Annotated in this window: 17 protein-coding genes; 3 read left to right on the top strand and 14 right to left on the bottom strand. The window is 64.6% G+C overall.

Features of this window, described 5'->3' with window-relative positions; genetic code table 11:
- Positions 1-11 precede the first annotated feature (11 nt).
- From VNH11_00905 to VNH11_00890, 4 genes are all read right to left on the bottom strand, one after another.
- Positions 12-3,197, bottom strand: a complete 3,186-nt coding sequence (locus tag VNH11_00905) for a tetratricopeptide repeat protein (protein HVA44918.1) — start codon at positions 3,195-3,197, stop codon at positions 12-14.
- 78 nt (positions 3,198-3,275) lie between these two features.
- Entirely contained in the window at positions 3,276-3,914 is a 639-nt protein-coding gene (locus VNH11_00900; protein HVA44917.1) for a class I SAM-dependent methyltransferase, read from the bottom strand.
- Between the two features lie 180 nt (positions 3,915-4,094).
- Complete coding sequence (locus tag VNH11_00895) at positions 4,095-4,541, bottom strand: DUF3102 domain-containing protein (protein HVA44916.1); 447 nt, start codon at positions 4,539-4,541, stop codon at positions 4,095-4,097.
- Between the two features lie 189 nt (positions 4,542-4,730).
- The gene (locus VNH11_00890) at positions 4,731-5,174 is read right to left on the bottom strand and encodes a hypothetical protein (protein HVA44915.1); all 444 of its coding nucleotides are present in this window, start codon (positions 5,172-5,174) and stop codon (positions 4,731-4,733) included.
- Between the two features lie 574 nt (positions 5,175-5,748).
- On the opposite strand from VNH11_00890, the gene VNH11_00885 reads away from it, so the two are divergent.
- The gene (locus VNH11_00885; GenBank protein HVA44914.1) at positions 5,749-6,021 is read left to right on the top strand and encodes a BrnT family toxin; all 273 of its coding nucleotides are present in this window, start codon (positions 5,749-5,751) and stop codon (positions 6,019-6,021) included.
- An 81-nt stretch (positions 6,022-6,102) separates the two neighbouring features.
- Here VNH11_00885 and VNH11_00880 read toward each other — a convergent pair whose 3' ends face one another.
- The 9 genes from VNH11_00880 to VNH11_00840 form a co-directional block, all read right to left on the bottom strand.
- A complete protein-coding gene (locus VNH11_00880; protein ID HVA44913.1) occupies positions 6,103-7,881 on the bottom strand; it encodes an N-6 DNA methylase in 1,779 nt (592 codons plus the stop codon).
- An 18-nt stretch (positions 7,882-7,899) separates the two neighbouring features.
- A complete protein-coding gene (locus VNH11_00875; protein HVA44912.1) occupies positions 7,900-8,775 on the bottom strand; it encodes a hypothetical protein in 876 nt (291 codons plus the stop codon).
- A complete protein-coding gene (locus VNH11_00870; GenBank protein HVA44911.1) occupies positions 8,772-10,964 on the bottom strand; it encodes an N-6 DNA methylase in 2,193 nt (730 codons plus the stop codon). The genes VNH11_00875 and VNH11_00870 overlap by 4 nt, the downstream gene beginning before the upstream one ends.
- Before the next feature lie 843 nt (positions 10,965-11,807).
- Positions 11,808-14,885, bottom strand: a complete 3,078-nt coding sequence (locus VNH11_00865; protein ID HVA44910.1) for a CusA/CzcA family heavy metal efflux RND transporter — start codon at positions 14,883-14,885, stop codon at positions 11,808-11,810.
- A 2-nt stretch (positions 14,886-14,887) separates the two neighbouring features.
- Positions 14,888-16,141 (bottom strand): efflux RND transporter periplasmic adaptor subunit, encoded by a 1,254-nt coding sequence (locus VNH11_00860; protein ID HVA44909.1) that lies wholly within the window; start codon positions 16,139-16,141, stop codon positions 14,888-14,890.
- A 62-nt stretch (positions 16,142-16,203) separates the two neighbouring features.
- The gene (locus tag VNH11_00855) at positions 16,204-17,505 is read right to left on the bottom strand and encodes a TolC family protein (GenBank protein HVA44908.1); all 1,302 of its coding nucleotides are present in this window, start codon (positions 17,503-17,505) and stop codon (positions 16,204-16,206) included.
- Between the two features lie 255 nt (positions 17,506-17,760).
- Positions 17,761-19,143 (bottom strand): alpha-amylase family glycosyl hydrolase, encoded by a 1,383-nt coding sequence (locus VNH11_00850; protein HVA44907.1) that lies wholly within the window; start codon positions 19,141-19,143, stop codon positions 17,761-17,763.
- A 7-nt stretch (positions 19,144-19,150) separates the two neighbouring features.
- The gene (locus VNH11_00845; GenBank protein HVA44906.1) at positions 19,151-20,515 is read right to left on the bottom strand and encodes a DUF1501 domain-containing protein; all 1,365 of its coding nucleotides are present in this window, start codon (positions 20,513-20,515) and stop codon (positions 19,151-19,153) included.
- A gap of 15 nt (positions 20,516-20,530) precedes the next feature.
- Complete coding sequence (locus tag VNH11_00840; protein HVA44905.1) at positions 20,531-20,878, bottom strand: DUF433 domain-containing protein; 348 nt, start codon at positions 20,876-20,878, stop codon at positions 20,531-20,533.
- A 255-nt stretch (positions 20,879-21,133) separates the two neighbouring features.
- Between VNH11_00840 and VNH11_00835 the strand changes: the two genes are divergently transcribed.
- Complete coding sequence (locus VNH11_00835) at positions 21,134-21,385, top strand: hypothetical protein (protein ID HVA44904.1); 252 nt, start codon at positions 21,134-21,136, stop codon at positions 21,383-21,385.
- Positions 21,386-21,532: 147 nt separating this feature from the next.
- On the opposite strand, the gene VNH11_00830 is transcribed toward VNH11_00835, so the two are convergent.
- Positions 21,533-24,340, bottom strand: a complete 2,808-nt coding sequence (locus VNH11_00830; protein HVA44903.1) for an MMPL family transporter — start codon at positions 24,338-24,340, stop codon at positions 21,533-21,535.
- A 435-nt stretch (positions 24,341-24,775) separates the two neighbouring features.
- On the opposite strand from VNH11_00830, the gene VNH11_00825 reads away from it, so the two are divergent.
- Positions 24,776-25,738 (top strand): hypothetical protein, encoded by a 963-nt coding sequence (locus VNH11_00825; protein HVA44902.1) that lies wholly within the window; start codon positions 24,776-24,778, stop codon positions 25,736-25,738.
- Positions 25,739-26,032: the final 294 nt, after the last annotated feature.

The raw sequence follows: 26,032 nt of genomic DNA, 5'->3' as shown, positions 1-26,032 counted from the left end.
TCCCCTGTCCCCTACTTCTTCACATTGGCCAGCAGCTTCGCGGCGTCCTTCGCCTTGGGATGCTTCGGGTATTTCTTCACGACGGTCTCGAACATGTCCCTGGCTTTGGCGTTGTCTTTCAGTTCCAGCAAGCAGCGGCCCGCTTCGAGATAGCCAAGCACCTGCCAGTCTTCATAGGGATAGCCCAGCGCGGCCGTCAGATAATGTTCGACGGCTTCGTCGTATTTCTTTTCGCGAAAGGCGCACTCGCCGATCATGAAGCGGCTTTTGGCCGCCGTCTCAGTGTCGGTCTCTTTGGTCACTTGCTCGTACGTCTGCTTGGCCTGGGCAAGCTTCTCCTGGTTCTGCTGGGCCCAGGCGAGGCCGTAGCGCGCATCGCTCACCAATTCGAATTTCGGGAACTGGCCGACGAGCGCCCGATAGTGCCCTTCGCTGGCCGCCCACTGCTTCAAGCGGGCGGCGCAGTCGCCCGCCCGATAGAGGGCGCGGGCCAGATACTTCTCGTGCTTCTGGCCAACCGCCTGATTGAATCGTTCCAGTGCCGGGGCGTATTGCTTTTGACGATAGAGCGTCTCGCCGGCGAAATAGGTGGCGTCGGCCAAGAGCGGCCCGGCGGGAAACGACTGGATCTGCGCCTGAAAGACCGCCGCGGCTTGGGGAAAGTGCTCGGCCTGAAACTGGACCCAGCCGAGCTTGAATTGGAGCTTCTCCTGCAGTTGCGGCGCCTTGGCCCGCTGCCGGCCCTGCTGATAGGCCTCGCGAGCAGGGTTCCATTCCTTTTTCAACTCGTGATACTCGCCGACGCGGAACCAGGCATCGGCCGCCAGTTCACTTTTAGGAAACTTTGTGGCGAGCGTGCGCCAGGCTTCGGCCGCGGCCTGCTCTTGCTTCGCTTGGGCCAGCGCAAAGGCGAGTTCATAGTACGCCTCGTCGGCGCGCGGATACGTGGGCGCCTCATTCACTAGCGCTTTGAGCGTAGCCGCGGCTTGTTCCGGCTGCTTCAGGCCGATCTGACAGACCGCGATCGCATACCGCGCGTCGTGGACGTCGGCCGCGGGCGGCTTGGCGGCGACAAATGCCTCGAAATCGGCGATGGCTGGCTGAAATTGCTTCAGGCGCTGATGCGCCCGCCCGCGCACGTAGCGCGCCCGCGGCGCAGCCTCGCTCATCGCGAAACGGTCGATCACCACCGTGGCAGCGGCCACCGCGCCGGTGAAATCGTCTTTGGCGAACTTTGCCTTGGCAATGCCATAAGCGGCCGGCGCAGCAAACGAGCTGGCCGCGAACTGGTTCAGGACGACCTCGAAGTTTCGGATGGCGTCATCGTGCTTCTGCCGGCGCTCGGCGATTTCGCCCAGCTCGTAGTGGGCCTGAGGACGACAACTGCTGTTGGGCAGCGTGCTGACGAGGCGGTCCAACTCGGCGGCCGCCTCGTCGAGTTTCTTTTCGCCCTGCAAACTGTCCGCCAGGGCGAGCAGCGCTTCGTCGGCGCGTGACCAATCGGGCTTCAATCGCAGCGACTCGCGGAAGGCTGTCACGGCCTGCGGCAGACGCTTGGCATCGTGCTGCGAGCGGCCGATCAGAAGCTGGGCCTCGGCCGCGAGTTCCTGGTCGGCCAATTGCGGCAAGCTTTGAGACAGCTCAGCGACGGCCGCGTCGTACTTCTTTTGCAGATAGAGGCAGAGTCCAACCCGCACGCGGCTGGCCGGCATGTTGCGGTGCTTGGGAAACTTGTCGACGATCTGCCGATAGAGCGGCTCGGCCCTGGCGACCTGCGGCACGGGGTCGGTGGCGCCGCCCGCCAGCACCAGGCTTTCGGCAGCCACGAACAGCACCTCCGGCAGCAGAGCATCTTTCTGCCACTTTGCATTGGCCAGAAAGGCCGTCGCCTGTCGATGCGCCTCGGCGTAGTCGCTGACCGATAAGGCGGCGAAGCCCCCCATATACGCGGCCTGGGGAGCCAACTCGTGCTCGGCGTGTTGTGCGGCAAACTGCGGATAGAGGGCCACGGTTTCTTTGCGGCGGTCCGGCATCTCAAAGAGCACGTCGATGCGGCCTAGCCTCAGCCAAGGCAGAAAGCCGCTTTGCGGATAGGCTTGAATCGCCTTGTCGAGCTCCGCCAACGCCGCGGGCGCCTGGTTCAGCTTCACCAGCGTCTTGCCGAGCCAGTAGGCCGCTTCGGGCGAAACCTCGCCTGCGGCCGCCATCGCGGGCGCCAGCGCCTGCTGGGCCTGCGGGTATTTCGCCGCTTGATAGAGCAGCTTGCCGGCGGCCACTTGCGCGGCCCCGACGTGCTTGCTCTTGGGAAACTTGCCCGGCAGTGATTGATAGAGGCCCACCGCGGCGTCGATCTGATTCTGTTCCGCCAGACACTGCGCCTGCCGCAGCAGGGCCAGATCGGCCAGTGCAAAATCGGCGGCTGCCGCGGCCGCGGCCAACGACTGGGCCGCTTCGGCGTACTTCTTTTCGGCCATCAACGACATGCCGAGCCGCAAGCGGGCCTCGTTGGCCCGCGGGTCTTGAGCATGGGCCGCGAGAAAGCTCTGAAAGGTGGTCACGGCCGCGGCGTCTTGTCCGTTTTCTTGCTGCACGGTCCCCAAGGCAAAACGAGCTTGAGGCGCAACATCGCTGGCCGGGTAGCCGGCGATCAGTTTTTCATACAGCGCCGCGGCGGCCGGCGACTGCCCGGCCGCGTAGAGCGATTCGCCCTGATAAAACAGCGCCGCCGGCAGGTGCTTGCTCTGAGGGTAGCCGCTGGCGACGGCGGCAAAGGCATCGGCCGCGGCCTTCAAATCTTCGGGCTGCTTCGATTTCAGCCCGGTCTGGTAAAGGGCCATTGCCAGGTTGAACTGGACGGCGTCGCGGGCGTTGAAGTTGGGAAACGCGGCCAGCAGGTTGCGATAGGTGGCGGCCGCCTTTTCCGCTTCGCCGGCCTGAAGCTGGCAGGCGCCCAGATGATAGTTCGCCCGGTCGAGCCGCGCATCGCCGCGATAGGTGTCGATGAACTTTTGCCAGCGGGCGGCGGCCTGCGGATAGAGCCGCCGGTTTTCCAGTCCGACGGCGACGGCATAATCGCGCGTGGCGGCGTTTTCGGGCGTCGCGTCTTGTGCCCGCGAATTGCTGAAACCGAGGGCCACGACGATCAGCGCCCGCGCCGCTTGTGACAGCCGCGCTCTTGGGCGCGGTGTGCTCGTCATGCTTACCTCCTGTCGGCTTGTCGAGAGCAAAGCAAAGATTTCCGACCGTGGCCATCTTCACTCGCCTGCTGAAAGATGTCAAGTTTCGCCCGTCAGGCACATCTGGCCCCATAGCCAGTCGATGCGACGGTGAAACGCCATGCCGACGACGAAACCGCTTTGTTGAAGCATCTCGCGGCACGCGCGCAGGGTGTATGCGTGATGGAAGGCCGGATCGGTCCAGCGCAGCCAGAGGCTGCACAGTTTGCAGCTCAGGTAGTCGTCGCACCAATCGACCAACAGCAGACGGCCCGCCGGGCGCAGCACGCGGCGGAATTCTGCCAGCGCGCAATCGGGCCGCCGGAAGTAATGGAAAGCGTTGGCGCAGATCACCACATCGAAGCAGCCGTCGGTCGACGGCAGCCGGTGCGCCTCCGCGGCCAGCAGCGCGGCGCCCGTACACTTTTCGGCCGCGCGCCGCAGCATGTTGGGGCTGACGTCAACGCCGGTCACGCGCAGCCTCGGCCAGCGGTCGAAGAGCCGCCGAAGTAGCTCGCCGGTGCCACAGCCCACGTCGAGCACGCGTTCGTGCCCGGTCAGTTCCAGCGGCTCCATCGCCAGGGCCAGCGTGGCATCAATGTACTTTCTCCAGCGTGTGTCGTACGACGCAGCCAGTTCGTCGTACGAGCGGCGGACGTGCGAATGGTCGGTCATCGTTTTGCTATGTTCCTTCGGCATCGGCTTCCTAAGTTGGCCTTACGGACGCAGACCCATCGTAGGGTGGGACCAGCGAGCTTGCGAGCGCCGGCCCACCGTTGCGACAGAGAGAAGGAGAGAAGGGGCGACAACAACCGCTCGACCGTCGTTTGCCCTTTCCCTCCGTCGCTCTGTCTCTCCTTCCCTCCGTCCCTCGGTCCTTCATGGTGGGCCGGCGCTCGCAAGCGCGCTCGCTCCCACCCTGGCATGTGCAAAATCGTCGAGAATCGACGAACTTGCCGGTAAGACCACATTCAGTTTTTGTTCCGATGGCAAGTACCACGCCGCGGCGGACGGCTCCGTAAACACCACGCCGCGCAAGAGCGCCGTCAGCGGCCGATGCGACACGCGCGTCGCATCGATGCCGCTGGCGGGCAGGTGCCTCGCGACCCTCATATAGCGCCGCGCCGTGTGGACCGAGCCCTCGAAATCCGTCCGCAACCAGCGGAGCCAGCCCCCTTGTTCGCACAGATCGCGCGCCCGGACCAGCGCGTTTCCGGCCGCCACGACGTGGGCCATCGCGGCGCCGGCCGCCGCCACCGACCAGCGGTGGCTTTGGTTGGCGGATTTCGCCAGCAGCGCCAGCGTGTTTCGCCGTTCGTCGGCCATCTGCGTCCAGGCGCGGGACCTCGCGGACGAACGGCCCCGAGGCCCGCCACACGGGACCGGTGCGCCTGCGCTTGCCGTCCGCACTTTGGCCGCGCGCGGCCGAACTGGCGACGGCACTTTGGCAGCGTGCTGCCGAACTGGCTGCGTCCGGATCCCGTCCGTCCGTCTGCACGATCGCCGCAAGTGCTTTCAGCCCCTGGCGTTGCGACGAAACGCCCGCGGGTGCTGCGCGGTCAGCCGCGACCAGTTGCGGGCGAGCTGCATGTAGGTGCGCGCGGCCCGCGGCGAGAGCCGCTGGTCTTTGTCCTGTTCCAGGTACTGTAAGAAACGCGACGACAGGGCGCCCTTCTTTTTCAAATGGAACGAGCACGTGTCGGTGTCGAGCAGAAAGCTCACGGCTCGATCTCCGGTCGATCGAGCTTGCGCTGTTGCCGGTTCCAAATCGAGGAACGCATCGAGCCCTTCGGTGTCGTCGGCCCAGCCCCCCTCTGACCGCCGAATGCCCTCGCCGGGCGGCAGCCGCTTGCGCTCGTTCGGTTGAACCACCACCGTAACCTGCTCACCGTCGGGCAGCCCCGACTCGCGCTCGAGTTCGATCATCTTGCCGTGCATGGTGCCGCGAAAGACATTCATCTTTGACCCTCATTTTCGGTTCCCCGTGCCGCTTCAGGCAAACGAAGCGTGACACCCTACTCTACTCAGGCCGCGCCGGCCCAAGCAATGCCTCACCACCGCCGCCGTTGCCCTCGCCGTTCGACCTGTGCCGTGCTGAGCCACTCAATCGTGCCGGCACGCAGCTCGCCGGGAGCAAGTGCGCGCCAAATCGGCTCGTGGTTCAACTGAGCCGGCGGCTGTCGACTAATAACGCGGTACGCCTGCTGCCCGCTCCCTGACCGCCGCGCTGCAGGAAGCGGGTCGCTCAGGCTCTGGAAGTCGGCCGGGCCGCGTTCGAAGCGAGAGAAATCTGCCCGAAAGGCAAGTGTTCGGCCTGGGTCGAGGCCAACGTCGCTAACGGGCTGACCGCCGCCGAGGTTCTATGCGCCTGGTCGTGAATTGGAACCAGGTGGGGGGCGCTCACCAGCGCGCTGGTGAGCTCAGCCAACAGCCGATCGCCAAACGTCGTTCTGACCCTTTTTCCGTGTAATGCGTTGAGCCTGCGCGATGCTATAATGGCTATTCCTGGCCACGGCTCGGAGCATAATGGTCGATGGAATTTGAATGGCATCCGGAAAAAGCGGCGAAGAATCTAGCGAAGCACGGGATCTCCTTTGAAGAGGCAGCCACCGTCTTTGGCGATCCGCTGGCCGTCACCTTCTTCGACCCCGACCACTCCGACGACGAAGAGCGATACCTGACTTTTGGCTACACGAGCAAGGGCGTGTTGGTAGTCGTTTCGCATACGGATCGAGACGACCGCACCCGAATCATCAGTGCGCGGCGTGCGACGCGCCGCGAGAGGAAATTGTATGAATCAGAATGAATTCTTGCCGGAGGATGAACTGCGCAGCGAATACGACCCTTCGGTGCTCAAGGGAGGTGTTCGGGGCAAGTACTTCAATCGCTACCGCAGCGGGACCAATCTGGCGTTGTTGGAACCCGACGTTCGCGCGGCGTTTCCGACCGATGAGGCTGTTAATGAAGCGCTGCGGTCGTTGATCAAAGCCAAAGCCTGATGAGCGTGACGAATTCGATCTGTCCGGTTCTCCGCGGTCCCGGCGCGGGCTGCCGGCGAGTGTTCGTTGTGGGCGGAAGCGGGGGGAGCGCCGGACCCGCTTCCGCGAGTGGGGCAACCGGGACCGTCCCCGGAGTCGGGACCATAGCCGGAACCCCAGCCGCAACCGCAGTCTGCCCTGGTCGAGGCGGCGGGGCGGCCGTAGCCTGAGCCGGCGGCGGAACAACCGGGTCCCGACGGGCCGCAATGCGCGCCCGCAAATATTTCTGACCCGTTTTCTGACCAAGCGTCCTGGAAAACGTGAAACGCCTGAAGCGGAAGCGGCACTAGATGCTGGCCCTTGTCGTTGCCCGGCGGATTGCCGATCACCAGGTCGTAGCGCCCGTCGGCGAGGTGCCGCTCGGCTTCGCGGTCTTCGCGCACTTCGCTTTCGGCCGGCGCCCGGCGATAGAGACAGTTGTGCAGATAGACGTGGATGTCGTCGGCGCAGTCGGGGTACATGAAGGTCAGCAGCTCGCGCGAGCAGGAAACGCAAAAAGGATCGTCGTCGATGCCGACCAGCCGCTGCTTCAAGAACCGCCGTGCTTGCGGTTCGCCTTCGTTCTGCGCAATGTAGTCGACGCACTCGGCCAAAAAACCGCCGCCGCCGCATGTCATGTCGATCACCCGCTCGTCCGACTTGGGAGCGGCCAACCGCACCATCTGCTGGATGATTTCGGTGGGCGTGAAGTAGCGGGCAACTTTGCGATAGCGGACCTGGCCGCCCGTAATGACCGGCCGGTGCTGCGTGGTGCCCGTGAAAAAGTAGTGGCCGCCGCGGCCGGCGGGCTGCACCAGGAAGTTACGGTAGCCCCGCGCGACCGCCGCGCCGGAGAACTCGTTTGCCTCCATCTGCCGCTCGTACCACGAGAGGGCCTCCATCACGCGGTCCGTCGCCCGTCCGGTCAGCCCTTCCTTCCGGCAGGTGCGGTCGATCTTGGAGGCTTGCCCGTGCCTGGCCAGGTCGATGATTCGATTGAAGAGCACGATCGACCGGTCCTCCTTGTCGCGCAGCGCACGGGCGGAGCCGATCGCCGAGTAGAGGTCGGAGAAGAACTGCCGCGCGGCGTCGGCTTTGAGCACTTGCTGCGCTTCCGACACCGGGCCGGGCCGCGCGCCGAACAAGTCGAGTTGCTCTGCGGCGGCGCCGAAGGCGGGAATCTTGGCGGCTTCCGCGAGAATGTCGGTCCATTCGAGAAAGGCCGGCTTACCGTCCTGCTCGATCAATTCGTAATCGACGTTGATGCCGTGCGCGACGGCGCGATACGTCTCCGCACGGCTGCCGGCCGCAACCAGCACGAAGGGCACGGTCATTTCCCGCATCGGGCAATCGCGCTGCCGCGGCCTGAAGCTCTTGCTGTAGTTCTTCGCCTGCCGATAGCCTTCGTCGAACTGCCGGGCGTGAGGCTCGCCTTCGATCGTGACCATCGGGATGTCGCCGACGTGGATCAAAAAGTCGACTCTGAGCTGCTTGTCGTTGAATGGGTTCTCGATCTGAAACTCCGGTCGGCGCGCGGCGGACGGCACAGCCAGATAATCGAGCAGCGGCCAAATCACACGGTGGCCGTATTCGATGTCGTTGGCGCAGACCGTCGACAACAGATCTTGAATGCGACCGTTGGTTTTCATTTTCTGCCCGCCGTGGGCTCACTCGGGGAACGGTTCGAGGTTTTTTTGGCGGCCTTCGATGATGGCTTCCAGTTGGCCGATGAGGTGGTCGAGACGTTCCTTGGCCTCGCGCATGGCGCGGTTATAAGCCGGCTTTTCTTCCGCCAGCGAGTTGATCTCCTCGCCGTAACGGCCCGGCTCAATGTCGCTTTCCGCAAGCAGCCGCTCCTTGATCGCCATCGCGCGGTCGTGGTAGCGGGACATGGCGAGGTATTGCGACTCGACCTCCTCCTGTATCGCGTCCGGCAATCTCGGAATCAGTAAGGCGCGAATTCGTCCGAAACTGATGCCCGTTGAATCGACGCCGTGCATGACGCGGTCAATCTGACCCTTCCCAAAGCGCGACTTGAGGAATGAACATACGTAAAACGGAGATACGTCTGCGACGCGAATGCGATCAATATGCTGGCTGATGTTCAGCTTGCCATAGTCTTTGGTGACGACGACGCACCTTCCGAGCAACGTCTCTGTGTCTCGGAACGCGTTGTTTGTAAATAGAATGTCCCCCTTTGCGACTCGGCTGCGTTCTGGGTCGTTATGACTTCCCTCGGCAACACGATCGGGCTTAATCGCGAAGTCAATCCCCGTGTCGCGAATGTTGATCACTTGTAGGTAGCGCACTTCGCCGCGGGGGTCGAGGTGCCGCGCACCGACCTGGCCGTAGGTAATTCCCTTGGAGCGGTCCGGGTGCTCGTCCGGTATGAACGTGCCCAGGGACGCCGCGGCCAGCTCTGCCAGGCGTCGCTCAATTTCCATGTACCGATCCTCATAGAAACCTTCATTCCAACGATTGCGCGGGGCGATGTCGCCCATTGTCAGTACGTCGGCCGTTGTAGCTTGGTAACGATCGGTCATACCCGCAAGGGCCCTTTCTGCTGCAGAATTTCACGTTTCTCGGCGATCATCTCCAAGAGTCCGCTCAAATAGCTTTCCAACGAGAATCCGTCGTCTTCGGGCCGAGGCGAGGCCATGAAAATCCGTTGCTCCAAAAGCTCTGCGGGAATGCGGGAGTCGCCGGTTCGCTTGGCGGTCGGCACCGCGAGCTGCTCGGACGTCGTAAAACGCCGGGCGAAAACGATGCCCGTGCGCGCGTTCGCGCCGACACCGCTGAAAACCTTTTGCGGGAGCGTGATCGACGCCAGCAATACCACCTGCTCCATGAGCCACGAGCGCAACGGCCCCAGGCGGTCGCTGGCCAAAATGCTCTCGGGCACGATCACCGCGATCAGGCCGCCGGGCTTGGCAAGCTGCACGAAGCGCTCCATGAAAAAGACCTCGATGGCGGTGGAGGCCATGCGGCGGATCGCGTTCTTCAAACCGGGCTGCGAAACGTCCAACGGCCGCCCCGCCGACCATTGGTCGATGAGCGCCGCCATTGTCTGGTAGTCGTCGGGGCGAGCGGCACGGTCCGGCGGCAAATCCAAGTCGGCAAACAGGCTGCCCGCCTCGTTCTCGCCGGCCACGGCCTCCAGATCGTCGTCGGTCTCGCGCAGCCGCCAGCAAAAGTACTTGCTCAGGTGGCGCACGAGGTTGTCGAGAATGGCCCGTTCATGTTGAGGCAAGGCTGCCGAGTCTGCCGCCGAGTTTTCGGCCTTGTCGCCCAGCAGATCGAGCTGAGTTTTGCCGCGCGGCGCCGGAGACTGCTCGACCAGCCGCAGAAGTTGCTTGAGACCTTGCCCGCCGAACGGCGGATTGCCCACAACCACGTCAAACGACGCCGGCCCGAAGCCGATCGCCGGATTATCGACCAGGCCATTCGACCGGAATAGCCGAACATGCTGGAGACGCGAGTCGGCCCGCCAGAGGTGCAGCAGGTTCTCGTCGATATCGACTCCCACGAGCGCGGCGGGACCGTGGCCGCGGTCCAGGGCGGCGCGGAGAAACACGCCGTCGCCGCAGGCCGGATCAATTGCCCGCGCGCTCCGCGAAAGTTCGTTCGGCGCCCCGAGCAAATCGAGAGCTTCCCAGATGAACCTGGCGACGAGCGGAGGGGTGAAGAACTGGCCGATGGCCCGACGCCGAGCGAGATCGTCGGCCGGGCGGGCCTCGGCGGCCAAAAAGTGGACCTCGCGCAGCAATAGATCGACGTTCGTGCCTGTCTCGTCGGGAACGAGCGGCATGGCGCCGCCGGCCAACAGCGCATTGTTGGCGGCGCTGGCGGCGGGCGGTCCGGCAAACTGGCAAGCAAATAGCCGGCGTCCGCTCGCCCGCGCCTGGTTGCACAACGCTTCCATCACTCCGCCTGTTTTGACCTCAACGGCGACTACCGTGTCGGCCAGGGCGATCAGCAGCGCGTCGCGCCGCGCGCCGTTGGCCTTTTGCCAGCGGCCATCGAGCCGAAAGGGAGAGACGAGCAAAGCGCTGTCCAAGTCGAGGTCGCCGCCCGCGCGCCGCGCCAGAGGTAGCGGCTCGCGCGGCGTCGGGCCGTCGAAGAAATCGAACAGGCCGCGGTGCAGAGTCACCACCATGCGAGCGCCGGCAAGCTTGCCGCTCAGGCCAACCAGATTGTACGACGGGCTTTCGGGGCTCGTTAGAAGCGTGCGGCCGGCTTCGGCCAACCGGCTGGCGATGCCGAATGTGTAGGCCAGCGATTGAGAGGCCGGCGCCGCGGAATTGACGACCGCGAAGCATGGCGAGCTCAGCAGATCGCGGTTGCCAAACAGGTACAGCACGGGCGGGGCCGAGTCGTAAAACGATTCGAGCCGTTCCGGGTATTCCGCAGTCCCCGGCAGAAGCACGCTCACGCCCAGTGACTGCGCCTTTTGATAAAGTTGCTGGGCCTCGACGCTCAGGCGTTGCGCTTCGCGGCTGATGACCTGGGCCGCTTCGGACCGAAGAGAAAAATGCTCGCAGAGGTGCGAGTCGGACGCCTGCAAAGCGTCGCGTGGCTCGCCGCCTTCGCGCCGCAGTTGGGCCAGCAGCCTCGCCAGACCGTCGTCGCCTAGGCCTTTGACGCGAGTGAGCGCAAGCACATCGACAACCGCCCGCTCCTGGGACGGCGCGCGTTTTCGGGGGCTGAACAAGCTGGGTTGAACCGTGGCCATCCTTGAAAACTACCGCTGGACGCCGTAAGACGCGATCTTAAAGCATTGGCCGCCCAAAGTCACGCGGCTCCAACGATCCGCGGACGTTGTCTCAGCGACCGCCCCGTGTGGTATAATTGCCATCCGCATCTTGGATCTGCCGGACTTCGGGCATGAGCGTCAGCCCCGCGGCGGCGAATCGAAGCTCCAACGCCACCTCATTCTCCGCCGACGGGCCCACTTCCCGGCCCCTCTCGAGGCTTCGGCCAGGCTCCTTTTCCTTTCCGACGCGCTCGGAGGTGGTGACGAAAGTCATGCCTAAGTAAAGCTTCGCCGAACCCGGTACGCAGGCACGAACACCAACCCGAAGCGCCAGCGAGGAACGTGAAAAGGCGGCAAACCTCGCTTGCGCTTCGGGTTAGTGTGAAAATGGGAACGGGTTCGGCGAAGCTTTACATGCCTAACGTCGCAAACCTAGTCAGCGAACGCATTTACGGCGATCAGGCTGGCGACGCCGCACCCGCGTCCGCGACGGCGCCCAAACAAAAGCGACGCGCGCGTGTCGCTTTTGTTAAGCAGCGCGCCGCGCGCGGCGCGTTTGCCCGCACGCGCCAGCCGAGCAGTGCAGCCAGCGCTCAAAGTGCTCAAAGACCGAATCGCTCAATTCGGCGGAACGGCATCCCGGCGCGCCGGGATGCCCTACAGAGGATTGGCCGCGCACCTCGTGGGACGCGACAAACGTGTCGCCTGCGCTCGGGTGAGACCGTACACCTCCGCCCGGCAAGCGGGCGGCATCCGGTCGGAACAAAACTGGCGTTAGGGCATGCTCGCCGGCCGCGAGTTTTTGCGCAGGCCAGTCCCACCCTACGCATTGGCTTCCGTCGCGGCAGGCCCTTTGCCAAACAGCAGGTACAGAACGGGCAGCGCCAGCATCGTCAGAAACGTGTCGCAAGCAATGCCGAACACCACGACCGTGGCCAGCGGTCGCTGCACCTCGGAGCCGACGTCGGTCGAAAGCATCATGGGAACAAATCCCAAGGCGGCGACCAGCCCGGTCATCAGCACCGGCCGCAAACGCGTGAGACGAGCGTCTTCGATGGCCTCGCGCTTCGTCGCTCCGCGCGCCATTCGCTCGCGAATGGCACTCACCAACACCAGCCCTTCGAGCATCGACGCGCCCGCCAAGGCGACGAACCCGACGCCCGCCGAAATCGTGAACGGCAAGTCCATCACCCACAACCCGATCACGCCGCCCACCCGCGCGAACAACACGCCGCTGAAGATCATCAGCGCGTCGCGCAAAGAATAGAACGTGATATAAAGCAGGCTCAGAATCAGCAGCAGCGCCGTCGGCACGATGAGCCACAGGCGCCGCTCGGCACGAATCAGGTTCTTGAACTGGCCGCCGAACTCGACGGTATAGCCGCTCGGCAGACTCACCTGCGACGCCACGCGCCGCCGCGTCTCCGCGACGAACGACGCCATGTCGCGCCCGCGGATGTTGGCCTGCACGACAATCCGGCGCAGGCCCCATTCGCGAAGAATGGTCGCCGGGCCGGCGGTCCGCTGCAAGTTGACAAGCTGCACCAGCGGCAGCCGCTCGCCGGCCGCGGTCGGAATAAGAATGTTGCGCAACCGGTCGGCATCGTCGCGCTGGTCCGGCGGCAGACGCACGACCAGCGGAAACCGCCGCTCCGGCTCCAGAATCTCTCCGACCTCGATACCGCCCACCGTGCCGACGGCCTCGAGCACTTGCCGTCCGGCCACGCCGTAGCGCGAGAGCGCGTCGCGGTCGATCGACACCCGCAGCATCGGCATGCCCGTGATCTCCTCGGCGCCCACGTCGGCCGCGCCGGGCACCTCTTTGACCGCGGCCGCCACTTGCTCGCCCAGTTCGACGAGCGTGTCGAGATCGTCGCCGAAAATCTTGATGCCGATGTCGGTGCGGATGCCGGCGTCCATCTCGTTGATCCGCATTTCGATCGGCTGGGTATAAACCGACCGCATACCGGGCAGCGTGTCGGTCACGCGGCTCATGGCCGTCACCAGTTCTTCCTGCGTGCTTGCCCGACGCCATTGGCTGCGCGGCTTGAGGATCACGAAGATGTCGGTCACTTCCGGCCCCATCTGGTCGGTGGCGACCTCCGGAGCGCCGGCCCAGCTCGCCACCTGTTCGATTTCATCGGGGAACTCGTCGAGCAGCATCCGCTCGATCTTCAGGCCGTAGCGCACCGATTCCTGCAAGCTGATGCCGGGCATGCGGATCGTGGTGATGACGATCGTGCCCTCGCGCAGTTTGGGAATGAACTCCGAGCCGAGCTGCAGGCCCAAGACCGTGGCCGCCACGGTCACCGCCGCGACTCCGACCAACGTGGTCTTGGGAAACCGCAGGCCGCTCCGCAGCAGCGGTTGAAACAAACGGTGCAACCAGCGGTCGACGAAGGTCGGCTTGTCTTGGAGCCGGCGCGGCAAGCCCAACGAGGCCAGCACGGGCATCAAGGTCAGCGACAGCACCATCGAACCCAACAGCGCGAAGACGACCGTCAAGGCCATCGGCCGAAAGAGCTTGCCCTCGATTCCTTCCAGCGTGAGCACCGGCAAATAGACGATCATGATGATCAGCTCGCCGAACATGGTCGGCTTGCGGACCTCGACGGCGGCCTCGCGGATCACTTCCAGCCGCGAACGTTCGGACCGATCGTGAGCCAGGCGGCGAACGCAGTTTTCGACCATCACCACCGAACTATCGACCACCAGGCCGAAGTCGATCGCGCCCAGGCTCAGCAAGCTGCCGGCGATGCCCACCCGCTCCATCATCGTCACCGCGAACAGCATCGACAGCGGGATGACCGAAGCCACGATCAGCCCGGCGCGTAGATTGCCGAGAAACGCGAACAGCACGGCGATGACCAGCACCGCGCCTTCGAACAGGTTTTTCCGGGCCGTGTGCAGGACCTGATTCACCAGGTCGGTGCGGCGATAGACGACCTTGGCCTCGACGCCCGGCGGCAGCGCGTGGCGCACGTCGTCGAGGGCCTCGTCGAGGGCCATCGTCACCTGCCGCGAGTTCTCGCCCATGCGCATGAAGGCCTGGCCCAGCACGGCTTCGCCTTTGCCGCTGTAGGTGACGCCGCCGCGGCGGATGCGGTAGCCGACCGCCGCTTCGGCCACGTCGCGCACGCGGATGGGAACGCCGTCGTGGGCGGCGATGACGATGGCGGCCAGGTCGCGCGTGTCGCGAGCGCGGCCGATGCCTTGCACGAGCGTTTCGCTGCCGGCGCGGATGATGTTGCCGCCGCCTTGGTTCTGGTTGTTCTCGCGCAAGGCGCGCGTCAAGTCGTCGAGGGTCAGCCCGTACTTGGCCAGCTTCATGGGGTCGTAGCGTATCTCGAACTGCTTGGCCAAACCGCCCCAAGCGCTGATCTCGGCCACGCCTGGCACGCGCCGCAGCCGCGGGCGGACCACCCAGTCTTGCAGCGTGCGCAGCTCCATCAGGTCGTAGATTTCGCTGGTGAGCAGATAGTGATAAACTTCGCCCAGCCCCGTGGCCACCGGCCCGAGCATCGGGCGATCGACCCCATCGGGCAACTGCAAATCTTCCAACCGCTCGTTGACCTGCTGCCGCGCGAAATAGATGTCGGTGTCGTCGGAGAACGTGGCCACCACCTGGCACAGCCCGGCCTTGGACGACGAGCGGACCTCGTCGAGGCCCTTCAGCCCGCCCAGGGCCAGCTCGACGGGGAAAGCAATTTGCCGCTCGATCTCATCCGCCGCCAGCGCGGGCGCCACCGCGTTGACCTGCACCTGCACGGGCGTCGTATCGGGAAAGGCGTCGAGCGGCAGCACCAGCGCGGAACGCACGCCGACGGCGACCAACAGCGCAGCCAGCAGCAGCACGATGAATCGGTTGCGCAGGCTAAAGCCGATCAGTGCGTCGAGCATGTTCAATCCACGTCTTCGGCAATCCGCTCTTTGTGCAGCTCCGACAGCAAGATAAACGCCCCGGTCGTGACCACCGTCTCGCCGGCTTCGAGGCCGCGAAGGACCTCCCGCTTCTGCTTGTCGTCGGTCGCGCGGGTGACGATCTGGCGCGGAAGATACGTCTGCGGACCGTCGGGTGAAAAGACCATCTCTTGATCGCCTTCGTGGCGCTGCACCGCGTCGGCGGGGACGACCAGCGCCTCGTGGTCAGGCTCGACTTCGATTTCAGCCAAGCCGAACTGGTTTGCCCGCAGCCGACCGTCGGGATTGGCCAGCTCGGCCCGCACTCGCGTGGTACGCGTCACGCGGTCGACTTCCGTGCCGATCGCCGCCACGGTTCCTGCGAACCGCGGCGCGGCGGCGCCCGAGATTTCGAAGGTGACGGGCTGCCCGATCTTCACCGAGGCAATGTCCGACTCGTAGACATCGATCCACAGCCACATCGTCTCGGTATCGGCCAGGATGAACAGCGGCGTGGTCGGCTCGACGGCCTCTCCGATCGTGGCGTCCCACAGAATCACGTGCCCGCCGATAGGCGCGACGACATCGATCCGATTGGTGGTCGATTGGGCCGCGGCGATCCGCTTCAGGTCGTCGTCGTGAAAGCCGAAGTTGCGCAGCTTCTGGTCGGCGTCGAGCAGGTTGTTTTTCGCCTGCGTCAGCGCGGTGAGCGCTTCCAGCTCGCTTTTGCCCGCCACAATCTCCTGCTGGGCCAGCGTGCGGAGGCGGTCGTAGGTGGCCTGTGCCAGTTCGACGGTGGCGCGGGCCGTGCGATACTGGGTCTTGGCGTTGCCGACCGTGGCCGAGTCGAGCACGGCCAGCACGTCTCCCGCGCCAACGACCTGGCTCGGTTCGACCCGAGCTTCATGAACGATGCCCGTCACACGGGCCAACACCTCGGTATAGCGGCGACCATCATAGGCCGCCTCGGCGTTGGCCGTCAGCCGATGCGCGTGGCGTTCGGTGGTCACCTGCGCCGTTTCGATACCGATGCGCCGGGCCATATCGGGCGAGGCCAAGCGCACGCGGTCAGAGGCTCGTTCGTCATCATCGTCGGCGATCTCCTCGGCGCCCCTGTCCGCCGCCGCGAACGCCGGCCAACGGCTCAACCAGTCCTGCCACAAATCGCGGCGAAACCAGGCCACGCCCGCCGCAGACAGCAAGAGCGTGCCCAGCAATAGCACGAGCACCTGTCGTCCATTTTTGAACACGATCATCTCCGGCCTGATTGTACTTCTTTGCCATCCGCAACCACTTCCATTGTAGCACCCGTGCGTGACTATCTCGTCGAACCCTGGATCGCGCCCGGCAACATCTGGCTGCCCTGCAACCCCTGTTGCTGCAACTGTTGCAACAGAACGTTGCGTGTGCCGGCGGGCCCCGTCGCCTGACGCTGCAAAGCGGTGCCGATCTCCGTGGGGTTCAGTCCGCCGATCAACTCCAGGCCCTCCACTTCGATGGCCACCTTGTGCAGCGCCGTCAAGGCATCGACGTAGGCCAGCGTCGTTTGAAAGAACTGTTGCCGCGCGTTGACGACCTTGGCCAGGTCGAACTCGCCGAGCTGCTGCCCGCGAAGCGTCAGTTCGAGGTTTTCTTTCGCCCTCGGCAGCATCTCGCGCTGGAACACCTCGGCGTGGTTCTTGGCGCTCAAATACTCGTTGAAGGCGCCGGCAAGCTGGTCTTGCAAGGCCAGCTCGATCCGCTGGTATTCCCGCTGTTGATGCTGCAGCTCGGCCGCCGCGAAGTCGATGTTGCCCTGATTGCGATTGAAAATCGGCAAGGGGAGGGCGGCCAGCGTGCTCACCTGGTTGTACTTCATCACCTGGTCGTGTTGCAGCACCATCTGGATGTTCACGTTCGGCACCGCCTGAGCGCGGGCCAGCCGCACGTCGATCCGCGCGGCCTGAATGTAATTGCGTTGCGACCGCAGCACCGGGTTCTCCGTCAACAGCCGCCGCAGGCTCGTCTCCCAGTCGAGCTGCGGAATGCGCTCCAGTTCGCCGATCAAGTCGGTCGGGGGCAAGCGCGGAACACCGGCCACATTCGCCAACTGCCGCCAGGCCGTGGCATGGCGGTAACGGGCGTCGGCGACGGCGATGCGGAAAGCGTGCCACTGCAACTCGGCCTGCAACAGGTCGGGGCGCGTCGCCTGCCGGGCCTCGATCATGCGCTGGACGGCGCGCACTCCCTCCGCGGCCAAGCGTTCCATCGCCATGGTTTCGCGGATGGCCCATTGTGCTCCCAGCACTTCATAGAACCGAATCCGCACGTCGTTGAGCACGCGGCGGCGCTGCGCGTCAAGCTGCCACCGCCGCCATTCAATATCCTGCCGGTCGGCGGCCTGCGCCAGCCGCAGCTTTTTGGCGGTCACAAATTCCTGACTGAGAAAGAGCCCCTGAGTTTCGCTTTGCCGGGACTGGTTGGGATCGGTCCGCACATACCCCGCCGTCGGATTGGGGTAGAGCCCCGCTTGGCGCCAAAGACCCTGTTCTTCGCGCACCAGCGCCTGGGCCGACGCGATCGTCGGATTATTGCGCAGGGCCCACGCCTCCATGTCGGCCAGCGCCAGCGGCCGCGGCATCGATGGCGCTGCGCCGGGAGCAACCCGCGCCTGCGCGAGGCGCGCGGCAGGCTGGGCTGGACGCGCAAATTGCACGGCGGGGGCTGGTGGCCGCGCAGCTTCCTGGGCCAGCGTTGCTTGCTGGAGAATGCCCGCTGCCAGAAACCATACGAAAAGACGCTGCATCACAGTCCGCGGAAGCACGTTGACAATCGACGCTGTGGCTATTATCGACGAGGCGAGCTAGGCCATTTCAGCCAATTCGCTGGCTTATGCCTATTCTGCCGAAAGTGACGGCCGCTCGAAAAGTACCCGGCCCCAGCACGCCGGCAGTTCCACGCGCAGCCGATTGCGCCGCACGCCGAACACCTTGCCGGGCTCCAACTGGTCCTCGAACGTGTGGCTGCCGAGTGGAGCAAGCTGGAATTCCATCTGCACTGGTGCCGCGGATGCGTTGACAGCAACGATCGCAGTTTCGCCCATGTGCTTGCGCTCGAACGCGAACTGCTCAGACGCAACGTGGAGTTGGCGGTAGGAGCCCAGCCGGAGCGCCGGCGAGTTGCGGCGGACGGCCGCGAACCGAGCGATGGCCTGCGCCAGATCGGGATGGCTACCGCGCGCCGCCGCGTCGGTCGGCGAGGGCAGTGCCGGTCGAAGTGGTCGATCGTCGCCCTTCACTTTCACGCCTTCCACTGCCCATTCACTGCCGGCGTAGATGGACGGCACGCCCGGCATCGTACACAGCAAGAGGTGCAGCGGGTACAAGTGGGCCGGATTCCGTAGCGTGCTCGCGACGCGGTTGACGTCGTGATTATCTGCGAAGTTGTAGGTGGTCAGCTCGCGGTACAGGCCGCCTTCGCCAAACAGGCGATTCAGCGAGTGAGCGATCTCGAAGTAGTTGCGGTCGTTGTGGCTGGAATAGAGGCCCTTGTAGCACTCGTAGTTGGTCGCCGCGTCCAGCAAGCCCGGCCCGGCCAGGCGGCGGTAATCGCCGTGGATCGCCTCGCCCAGCAGCCAATAGTCCGGCCGTAGTGAATGGCAGAAAGCGGCCAGCTCGCGGACGAAGCCAGGGTCGAGAGCGTAGGCCACGTCCAGGCGCAGGCCGTCGATATGGAAACGCTCCACCCAAGAGCGGACCGCGCCGAAGAGATGCTCCCGCACATGGGCATGGTGCAAGTTCAGCTTCACCAGGTCGAAATGCCCTTCCCAGGCATCGTAGGCGAAGGCATCGCCGCAGGGGCTGCGGCGGCCAAAGTCCACGCCGGCGAACCAATCTCGGTAGGGCGACTGCTCGCCGTTCTGCCGCAGGTCGCGGAAGGCCCAAAAGTCGCGGCCGACGTGGTGAAAGACGCCGTCGAGAACGACGCGGATGCCCGCCGCGTGCAAAGCGGTCGTCAGTCCCGCCAGCGTTTCGTCGGCGCCGAGGCGGCGATCGACGTGGTAGTAATCGGCCGTGTCGTAGCCGTGGGCGGTGGATTCGAACACGGGGCCGAGGTACAGGGCATCGGCACCGAGCCAACGAAGATGGTCGATCCAGCCGCGGAGCTGGTCCAGGCGGGCGTTAGGCGGCGAGTGGAAGTCGTTGCGATCCTCCGCCCCGCACTGGCCGAGCGGGTAGATGTGGTAGAAGAATGCCTCCTGCGCCCATGAATGCGGCATCTTTGCTTTAAACCAACTCCTGGATTGGCTCGCCTTCGGAGAGCAGCGCCACGGGGCGGCCAAAAAAGTCGACCAGCGAGGCGCGGGGGTCGATGCCGAGGTGGCGATAGATCGTGGCCAGCAGATGCTGCGGCGACATGGGGCGCTCGGTCGGATACTCGGCCTTCGAGTTGGTGGCGCCGACGACCTGGCCCATCCGCAAGCCGCCGCCGGAAACCAGCGCCGTCATGGCGCCGGGCCAGTGGTCGCGGCCCAGGCAGCCGTTGGCCGTGCTCAGGCGCGGCGTGCGGCCAAATTCGCCGCAGGCCACCACCAAGATCTTTTTGTCCAGGCCGCGAGCGTAGATGTCTTCGATCAGCGCCGAAAGTGCGGGGTCCATGTACTCGGCGCGCAACCGCATGCCCGTGACCATGTCCCAGCCGGGCTGGGCGTTGGCGTGGTCGTCCCAACTGAAGTAGAGCGGCATGCCGGCCTTGGGCGCCAGCGCGTCGATGGTGATCACCGCCGAGCCGGCCTCGGCCAGCCGCCGGGCCAAGAGGCAGCTTTGGCCCCACAGGTGGCGGCCATAGCGATCGCGCACTTGGGGCGGCTCCCGCTCCAGGTCGAATGCCCGAACGACTTGGCTGGTCAACAGCAGCTCGAACGCCCGGCGGCGGAAGTCGCCGGTCGCCTCCAGCGAGCCGTTGAGGTCGAGATCGCGCCGATAACGGTCGAACTGCTCGACCAGGCCGCGACGATCGCCGAGCCGGCTGCCGTCGAGGCCGGCGGCGATCGAGAGGTTCTGCGGCCGGTAGTTCGCGACGGAGGGATCGCCCGCCTCGTACGCCTTGTGGCTCAGGCCGAGGTAGGTGGGCTGCGTCATGAACGGCTGCCGCGGAATGCCGATATACGGCGGCATTCCACTGCGGCGAACGCCGAGCAACTTGCTGGCCACCATGCCGAAGTCGGGATGTTCCGACTTGGCCGTCGAAGTCGGGTCGGCCTTGGCCGGAGTCTTGCCGGTCAGCAGCTCGATCGAGCCGTCGTTGTGCGACGACATCTCGTGGTGCAGCGAGCGGACCAGCGAAAACTTGTCGGCCAGCCGGGCCTGCCGCGGAAACAGCTCGCAGATATCGAGGCCGGGCACGTTCGTCGCGATCGGCCGGAAAGGCCCGCGGTATTCGCTCGGCGCGTCGGACTTGAGATCATAGGTCTCCAACTGGCTCGGCCCGCCCCACATCCAGAAGAGAATCACCGAGGTATCAAGCGGCGCCTGCCCGGCCGCGGCGCGGGCTAACAGAATGTCGCTCAGGCCCAGGCCGCCCAGCGCGAGCGTGCCGAGGCGCAAAAACTCCCGCCGTGGAAAAGGGCCTGGACAGCGAGCGGGAATCATAGCGGTCCTTTTTCGTCAAGCAGCATCGAGATCGGCCAGCCTTTCCTGGATCTTGGACGGTCCCGCCTTGGCCCGCAGCTCGGAGGCCAGTTTCTCTTCGTTCTCGATGTCCTGCTGGATTTCGTCGCGATGCGACCAGTAGTAGGCCAGCGCAGCGTAGATTTGGGCCATCGTCAGGTGCGGATGGTCGGCAACCACCTGGGCTGGGGCCATGCCCATGCGTTCGACCCAAGTGTAGACGTGCTTGACCTTGATGCGCGTGCCGGCAATCCGCGGTTGCCCGCCGCAGGTGCCGGGGGTTTTCACAATGTAGTCCGCGGGGCTCAAAATCGTGCCTGGAGGAGCGGGAATCGAGGTCGTCATACCATCAATGATACGTTCCCGTCTCCAGTGCAGGAAGAGCGGTAGTGCCCTAACGGCTGCGTTGCTAGCAAAGCGCCAGCGATTGTCGAGCAGTGGCCAGCGCCAAAGCAAGAAGGTCCGAAGTCGCAAGCGACGTTTTTTGCTGAGCAGGCGGATGAACAAGAGCAATAATACGCGGGGGCGCCTCCAATTCTCGCTGCGGTTCCTGCTGGTTCAGACTGGCGAACGGTGCCCGAAACCCGTTAAGCTACCCCCATGCCCCGACGATTTCAGTTCAGCTTGCGAGCGTTGCTGGTGGCCATGCTGGTCGTGGCCGCGTTCTTTGGCGGAATTCACTTTGAGCGAGAGCGGCGCCGGCTAGCAGCCGAAGCGGCTGCAAAGCGAGAGGATGCCGTTAGGGTCTATCCCCTTTTCGGTCCCGCTAGGCTAATCACGCTGCCGAATGGAACGAAGACGCTCCAGCAAGTATCCGAACAACCGCAGGAATGGGTCCACCCAAAGAAGTAACCGGCCCGCGATGCGCTCAAGGTTCTGCAAAGCCTCTAGGGCGCTGCCCGCTTTTCAGGCACCCGCGAAAACCGACTAAAGTTTACGGTTTACGTTTGACTGTTCGGCGGCATCCCGGCGCGCCGGGACTCGCCTGGGCGGCGCCGACTACCGGTTGCCCGAATTCGACGCCGGACTTGGCACGCGGCGCGGCGCCGCATGCGGACCCGTGCCGGGGTGCTCCGGCGCGTCCACGCGCCGCCGCGGCGATAGCCTGGCCGGCGGCCCGACCTCCGGTTCCTCCGGCGCGGCACGGCGGTTGCGCGACATCAATACCAAAAGCGCCGGCAACATGATCATCGACGTGAACATGCAGCAGCTCACGCCCAGCGTCAGCACTCGACCCAGGCTTTGCAGCCCGCGATGGCTGGCGATCATCAGCGAGCCGAAACCCACGACCGTCGTCAAGCCATCGACCAGCACGGCCACCGCCGTCGCCGGCGACATGCGATAAGGGCCCGTCTGTTCGCGATATTCGTGGATCAGATGCACGCCGTAGTCGACGCCGATGCCCAGGATCAACGGCAGGGCGATCATGTTGGCCGGGTTGAGCGGAATCTCCAAAATGCCCAACAGGCCGAACGTTTGCAGCACGCCCAGGCCCAACGGCAAGGCGGCCAGAATCGCAAAGCGCACGCTGCGCAAGTCGATGACCAGCACGACCATGATCACCAGCAGGGCATAGAGGGCCGCCTCTTCGTAGCTCGACTTCATTTCCAGCGACGCCTCGTAAGCCTGCAGCGGATTGCCGGTGGCCCGCGGATCGACGGAGCGCACCTCTTTCACGAACCGCTCCAGAGCGTCCATGTCCCAGATGTTGCCGCGGCCGTAAATCTTCAGCAGGTGGTGGCCGTGGTTGCCGACGAACCGCTGCGTGAGGCTTTCGGGCAGGTCGCTCAACTCCGGCTTTTCCGGATTGGCCATACTCCGCAGAATGTGCAAGCGGCTCAACAAGTCGCCTGCCATGTTCTGCTGAAATTGCAACAGCCATTGATTGTAATCGATCGGCACTAAACGGCGCAGACGGTCGCGGATCTGCCCGACCTCGCGGGCACCCGCGCGGCCTTCGGGGCTTGCATCCAGCAACTGCTGCGTGTGGGCCAGCACGCGGCCGATGTACTCCGGCCGATCGACCGGAATCGCCTGCGGCCGCTCGTCGAGATCCTTCAGCCGCTCTTGAATGCGCTTGATCATCGGCTGCTTGATCTCGTGGTCTTTGGGCAAGAGCGAAACGATGTCTTCCACGCGTTCGACGCTGGGAAGCTCGAGCATCGCCTCTTTGCGGGCCAAGAGCGCATCGCGGTCTTCGGCAATCGAAAGGGCATACCAGACGCTCTGGTTCGACTCCGACAGCAGCTTTTGCTCCAGCTCGACGCTTTCCAACCCCTCGGCCTGCAGGTTGAGCAGGTTGTGGTCGTACCACAGGTGCTCGATGCCCATGGCCACGACCAGTGTAAAGGCCGCCGTCGAGGCCAGCAGGAGCTTCGGGCGTTTCAACAGCGGCGCGATCCACGTATGGACCGCCAGCGGTTCGGGAATGCGCATCCCCAGCCCGCTGCGGTCGACCAAGGCAATGAGGGCCGGCAGCACCAGCAGTTCCGCCACGGCGCACAACAGGATTCCGCCGCCGGCGATGGTGCCCAGCTCGGCAATGCCGGTAAAATCGGTGAACGACGCCGCGAAGAAGGCGATGGCGGTGGTGATGGCCCCCGTGAGAATGGCCGGCCCGACGGCGTGCGTGGTTTGCAGCAGGGCCTCTTTGCACGACGAAACGGTCGCCCGAAGCTGCAGGTAGCGGGCCACATAATAGACGCCGTAGTCGATGCCGATGCCGATCAGCGTGACGGTGAACGACATGCTGAGAATGTTGAGGTGGCCGATGGCATAGGTCAAATAGCCGAACGACCAGGCGATGCCGACCATCAGCACCGCGTTGGCCAGCAAGGCGTGTCGTATGCCCCCGAACCCGGCCACGAACAAGCAGGCCACGCCCACCAGCGAGAGCAGGCTCGACCAATACATCGAGGTTTCGCTGGAACGCATCTCGTCGTTTTCCATCACCGGCAGTCCGGTGAGGCCGATCTTGATGTCGGGGTGCCCGGCATTGATTTGGGCGATCATGGTCCGCAGGGCATCGACGGCCTGACTGTTGCGGGCAAATCCGTTGGGGTCCTGGGCCAGCCGCAGCAAGACGAAGCCCAGCGTGCCGTCTTTGGTGAGCAGGTATTCGGCGTTCAACTCGCTGAGCGTGGCGAACGACTGCGGCATTTCGGGCCAGGGCGACTGATAACGGGCTTTTTGCGTGAGCGTGGCCAGCAGGCAGTCGGTCAAGCGTTCGGCCTCGTGGCGAGCGAGAGCCGGATCGACGGCCTGAGGATGGGCCGCGGCCGCCTCCAGCCGTTCGTTCATGCCCGTGAGCAGGCGGCCAAGATTCAGCCGCGACCAGTTCCCCTGGTCGATGATCGGGCTGACACTGTCCAGAAACTGCTCGATGCCGTGCAGTTCTTCTTGCGAGAGATAGTGCAGCCCCTTGGCGCGGATCTTTCCCAGATCGACGCCGTGCAGCACGGCGTGGAACAGCCGGTCTTCGCGGGCCAGCATGGTGGAGATTTCTTCGAGCACCGGCACCAGGTGCTCGCGGCTGGGGCCTTCGACGACCACCACGGCGTCGTCTTCGTCGCCGAACTCGTTGATGTAGTCGATCCACAGCCGGTTGTAATCGCTTTCCGGATTGAGCAGATCGAGGCGGCTCGTCCGATAGCCGAGATGCTGCCAGGTGTAGACCACCGACACGACGGTCAGGGCGACGGCCAGGGCCAGCGTGGCGGCCGGGTAGCGCAGCGCGATGCGCGTCGCCAGATTGAGCGGGCCCGCCAACAACGACGGCCGCGGCGCGCTAGCGTGATCGGCGGACATGGACCTCCCTGCCAAAACTGCCTGGTCGAAGCGACGCGGCGCCGCTTTTATTACTCACGTTGTGACGTCCCGGTGGTGCTTCAGCGGAGGGCTGTCTCGCGCCGCCCGGCCTGAAGAAATGGGCGGCGGATTGTAGCGGCAGGGAGCGAGCGTGGAAAGAGGAAGCGGCTGGCAGTAAGAGGAATCGGGCATCAGGCGTCGGGCAAACCTCAAGTACTTCTGAACCCTGAACCCTGAACCCTGAACCCTGAACCCTGAACCCTGAACCCTGAACCCTGAACCCTGAACCCTTTCCTTGGCTGCCCAGCGGTCCCAATCTGGCACCTCCGCGTCCTTTGCCGCAGCCGCTATCGACCCGCCCCGGACGGTCGGCTATAAACCGCCGCTTCCGATACGTCGCAGTTGACGATTCCCAGTCCGTGCAAGGATGCAAAGATGGGTCTTTTCGTGGCCGCCTGCTTGATGCTGGCGACGCCGGGTGAAGTTCCTCAAGGATGTTCCAGCTCGTTTGTCGAGGCGGGTCGTGCCCGAATCGAAGTTTTCACGTACAAGCCGGAGACGTTCGACGGCGGGCCGATGATCGTGGTCTGCCACGGCATGTTGCGCAACGCCGACGAGTATCGCGATCACGCTCGGTCGCTGGCCGACCGGCTGGGTGCCCTGGTCGTGGCCCCGCTGTTCCCGACCGACGATTTTCCCTATGAACGCTACCAGGCCGGGGGCCTGCTGGACGAGGGCCGGCTCGCGCCGCGCGACGCTTGGACCTGGCAGCTCTTGCTCGAACTGATTAACGAAATGCGGCGCCGCGAGGACCGGCCCGACATGCCCTATTATCTGTTCGGGCACTCCGGCGGCGCTCAGTTCCTGGTGCGGATGGCCGGCTTTATCACGAGCGATGCTCAGCGGATCGTGGTCTCGAATCCGGGCGCTCTGCTCTTCCCGTCGCGCGAATTGCCGTATCCTTACGGCTTCGGCGGGTTGCCGGAAGAAGTGAGCGACGACGCGGCCTTGTCACGATTTCTGGCCCAGCCGCTGACACTCTACATCGCGGAAGAGGATTGCGAGCGGGACGAGTTTCTCGACGTCACCGACAGTGCCGAGCTGCAAGGCGCCAATCGCCGGCAGCGCTCCGCGAACGCCTTCAGAGCGGCCAGACACCTGGCGTTGGAAAACGGCTGGAAGTTCAATTGGCAGCTTGTGATTGTGCCCGGCGTGGCCCACGATCATCAAAAGATGCTCGACCACGACCTGTGCGAACGGGCGCTTCATGTCGCGGCGACGGACACGCGGCACTCGGCGACCCGCCGGCCGGTCCACTTTTCGCTGGCGGCCAAGACGCGTCGCAACCCCCTCCGCAAGGCGCACCTGGAGCCGGTAGGAGAGCCGGCGAAACGCTGACGGACGCAACGGCGGCTGGGGCCAGGCCCTCTGACTATGTAACCGCTTGAACGCGACGTATTGCCCCGTCGAAAAAGGCTGGGAGTCTTCGACACGCCCGTGCGTGGCGCGGAGTGGCCCAGCATGATCGACGTAAGCGCTTGGTCTGATTTGTGTTGCGCGGCAAGCCGGGTAAAGCTTCGCCGAACCCGTTCCCATTTTCACACTAACCCGAAGCGCAAGCGAGGTTTTGCCGCCTTTTCACGTTCCTCGCTGGCGCTTCGGGTTGGTGTACGGGGCCCGCGTACCGAGTTC

The sequence above is a fragment of the Pirellulales bacterium genome (assembly GCA_035533075.1).
GTDB lineage: Bacteria > Planctomycetota > Planctomycetia > Pirellulales > JAICIG01 > DASSFG01.
This window is presented reverse-complemented; position numbering and strand designations above follow the sequence as displayed.

What these genes read in the sequence shown, in the direction of transcription:
- VNH11_00850 (HVA44907.1), bottom strand. Translation starts at nt 19,143, where the DNA reads ATGCCGCATTCATGGGCGCAGGAGGCATTCTTCTACCACATCTACCCG.
- VNH11_00895 (HVA44916.1), bottom strand. Translation starts at nt 4,541, where the DNA reads ATGGCCGACGAACGGCGAAACACGCTGGCGCTGCTGGCGAAATCCGCC.
- VNH11_00905 (HVA44918.1), bottom strand. Translation starts at nt 3,197, where the DNA reads ATGACGAGCACACCGCGCCCAAGAGCGCGGCTGTCACAAGCGGCGCGG.
- VNH11_00830 (HVA44903.1), bottom strand. Translation starts at nt 24,340, where the DNA reads ATGTCCGCCGATCACGCTAGCGCGCCGCGGCCGTCGTTGTTGGCGGGC.
- VNH11_00875 (HVA44912.1), bottom strand. Translation starts at nt 8,775, where the DNA reads ATGACCGATCGTTACCAAGCTACAACGGCCGACGTACTGACAATGGGC.
- VNH11_00870 (HVA44911.1), bottom strand. Translation starts at nt 10,964, where the DNA reads ATGGCCACGGTTCAACCCAGCTTGTTCAGCCCCCGAAAACGCGCGCCG.
- VNH11_00890 (HVA44915.1), bottom strand. Translation starts at nt 5,174, where the DNA reads ATGAATGTCTTTCGCGGCACCATGCACGGCAAGATGATCGAACTCGAG.
- VNH11_00835 (HVA44904.1), top strand. Translation starts at nt 21,134, where the DNA reads ATGCCCCGACGATTTCAGTTCAGCTTGCGAGCGTTGCTGGTGGCCATG.
- VNH11_00825 (HVA44902.1), top strand. Translation starts at nt 24,776, where the DNA reads ATGGGTCTTTTCGTGGCCGCCTGCTTGATGCTGGCGACGCCGGGTGAA.
- VNH11_00880 (HVA44913.1), bottom strand. Translation starts at nt 7,881, where the DNA reads ATGAAAACCAACGGTCGCATTCAAGATCTGTTGTCGACGGTCTGCGCC.
- VNH11_00845 (HVA44906.1), bottom strand. Translation starts at nt 20,515, where the DNA reads ATGATTCCCGCTCGCTGTCCAGGCCCTTTTCCACGGCGGGAGTTTTTG.
- VNH11_00885 (HVA44914.1), top strand. Translation starts at nt 5,749, where the DNA reads ATGGAATTTGAATGGCATCCGGAAAAAGCGGCGAAGAATCTAGCGAAG.
- VNH11_00865 (HVA44910.1), bottom strand. Translation starts at nt 14,885, where the DNA reads ATGCTCGACGCACTGATCGGCTTTAGCCTGCGCAACCGATTCATCGTG.
- VNH11_00860 (HVA44909.1), bottom strand. Translation starts at nt 16,141, where the DNA reads ATGATCGTGTTCAAAAATGGACGACAGGTGCTCGTGCTATTGCTGGGC.
- VNH11_00840 (HVA44905.1), bottom strand. Translation starts at nt 20,878, where the DNA reads ATGACGACCTCGATTCCCGCTCCTCCAGGCACGATTTTGAGCCCCGCG.
- VNH11_00855 (HVA44908.1), bottom strand. Translation starts at nt 17,505, where the DNA reads ATGCCGCGGCCGCTGGCGCTGGCCGACATGGAGGCGTGGGCCCTGCGC.
- VNH11_00900 (HVA44917.1), bottom strand. Translation starts at nt 3,914, where the DNA reads ATGCCGAAGGAACATAGCAAAACGATGACCGACCATTCGCACGTCCGC.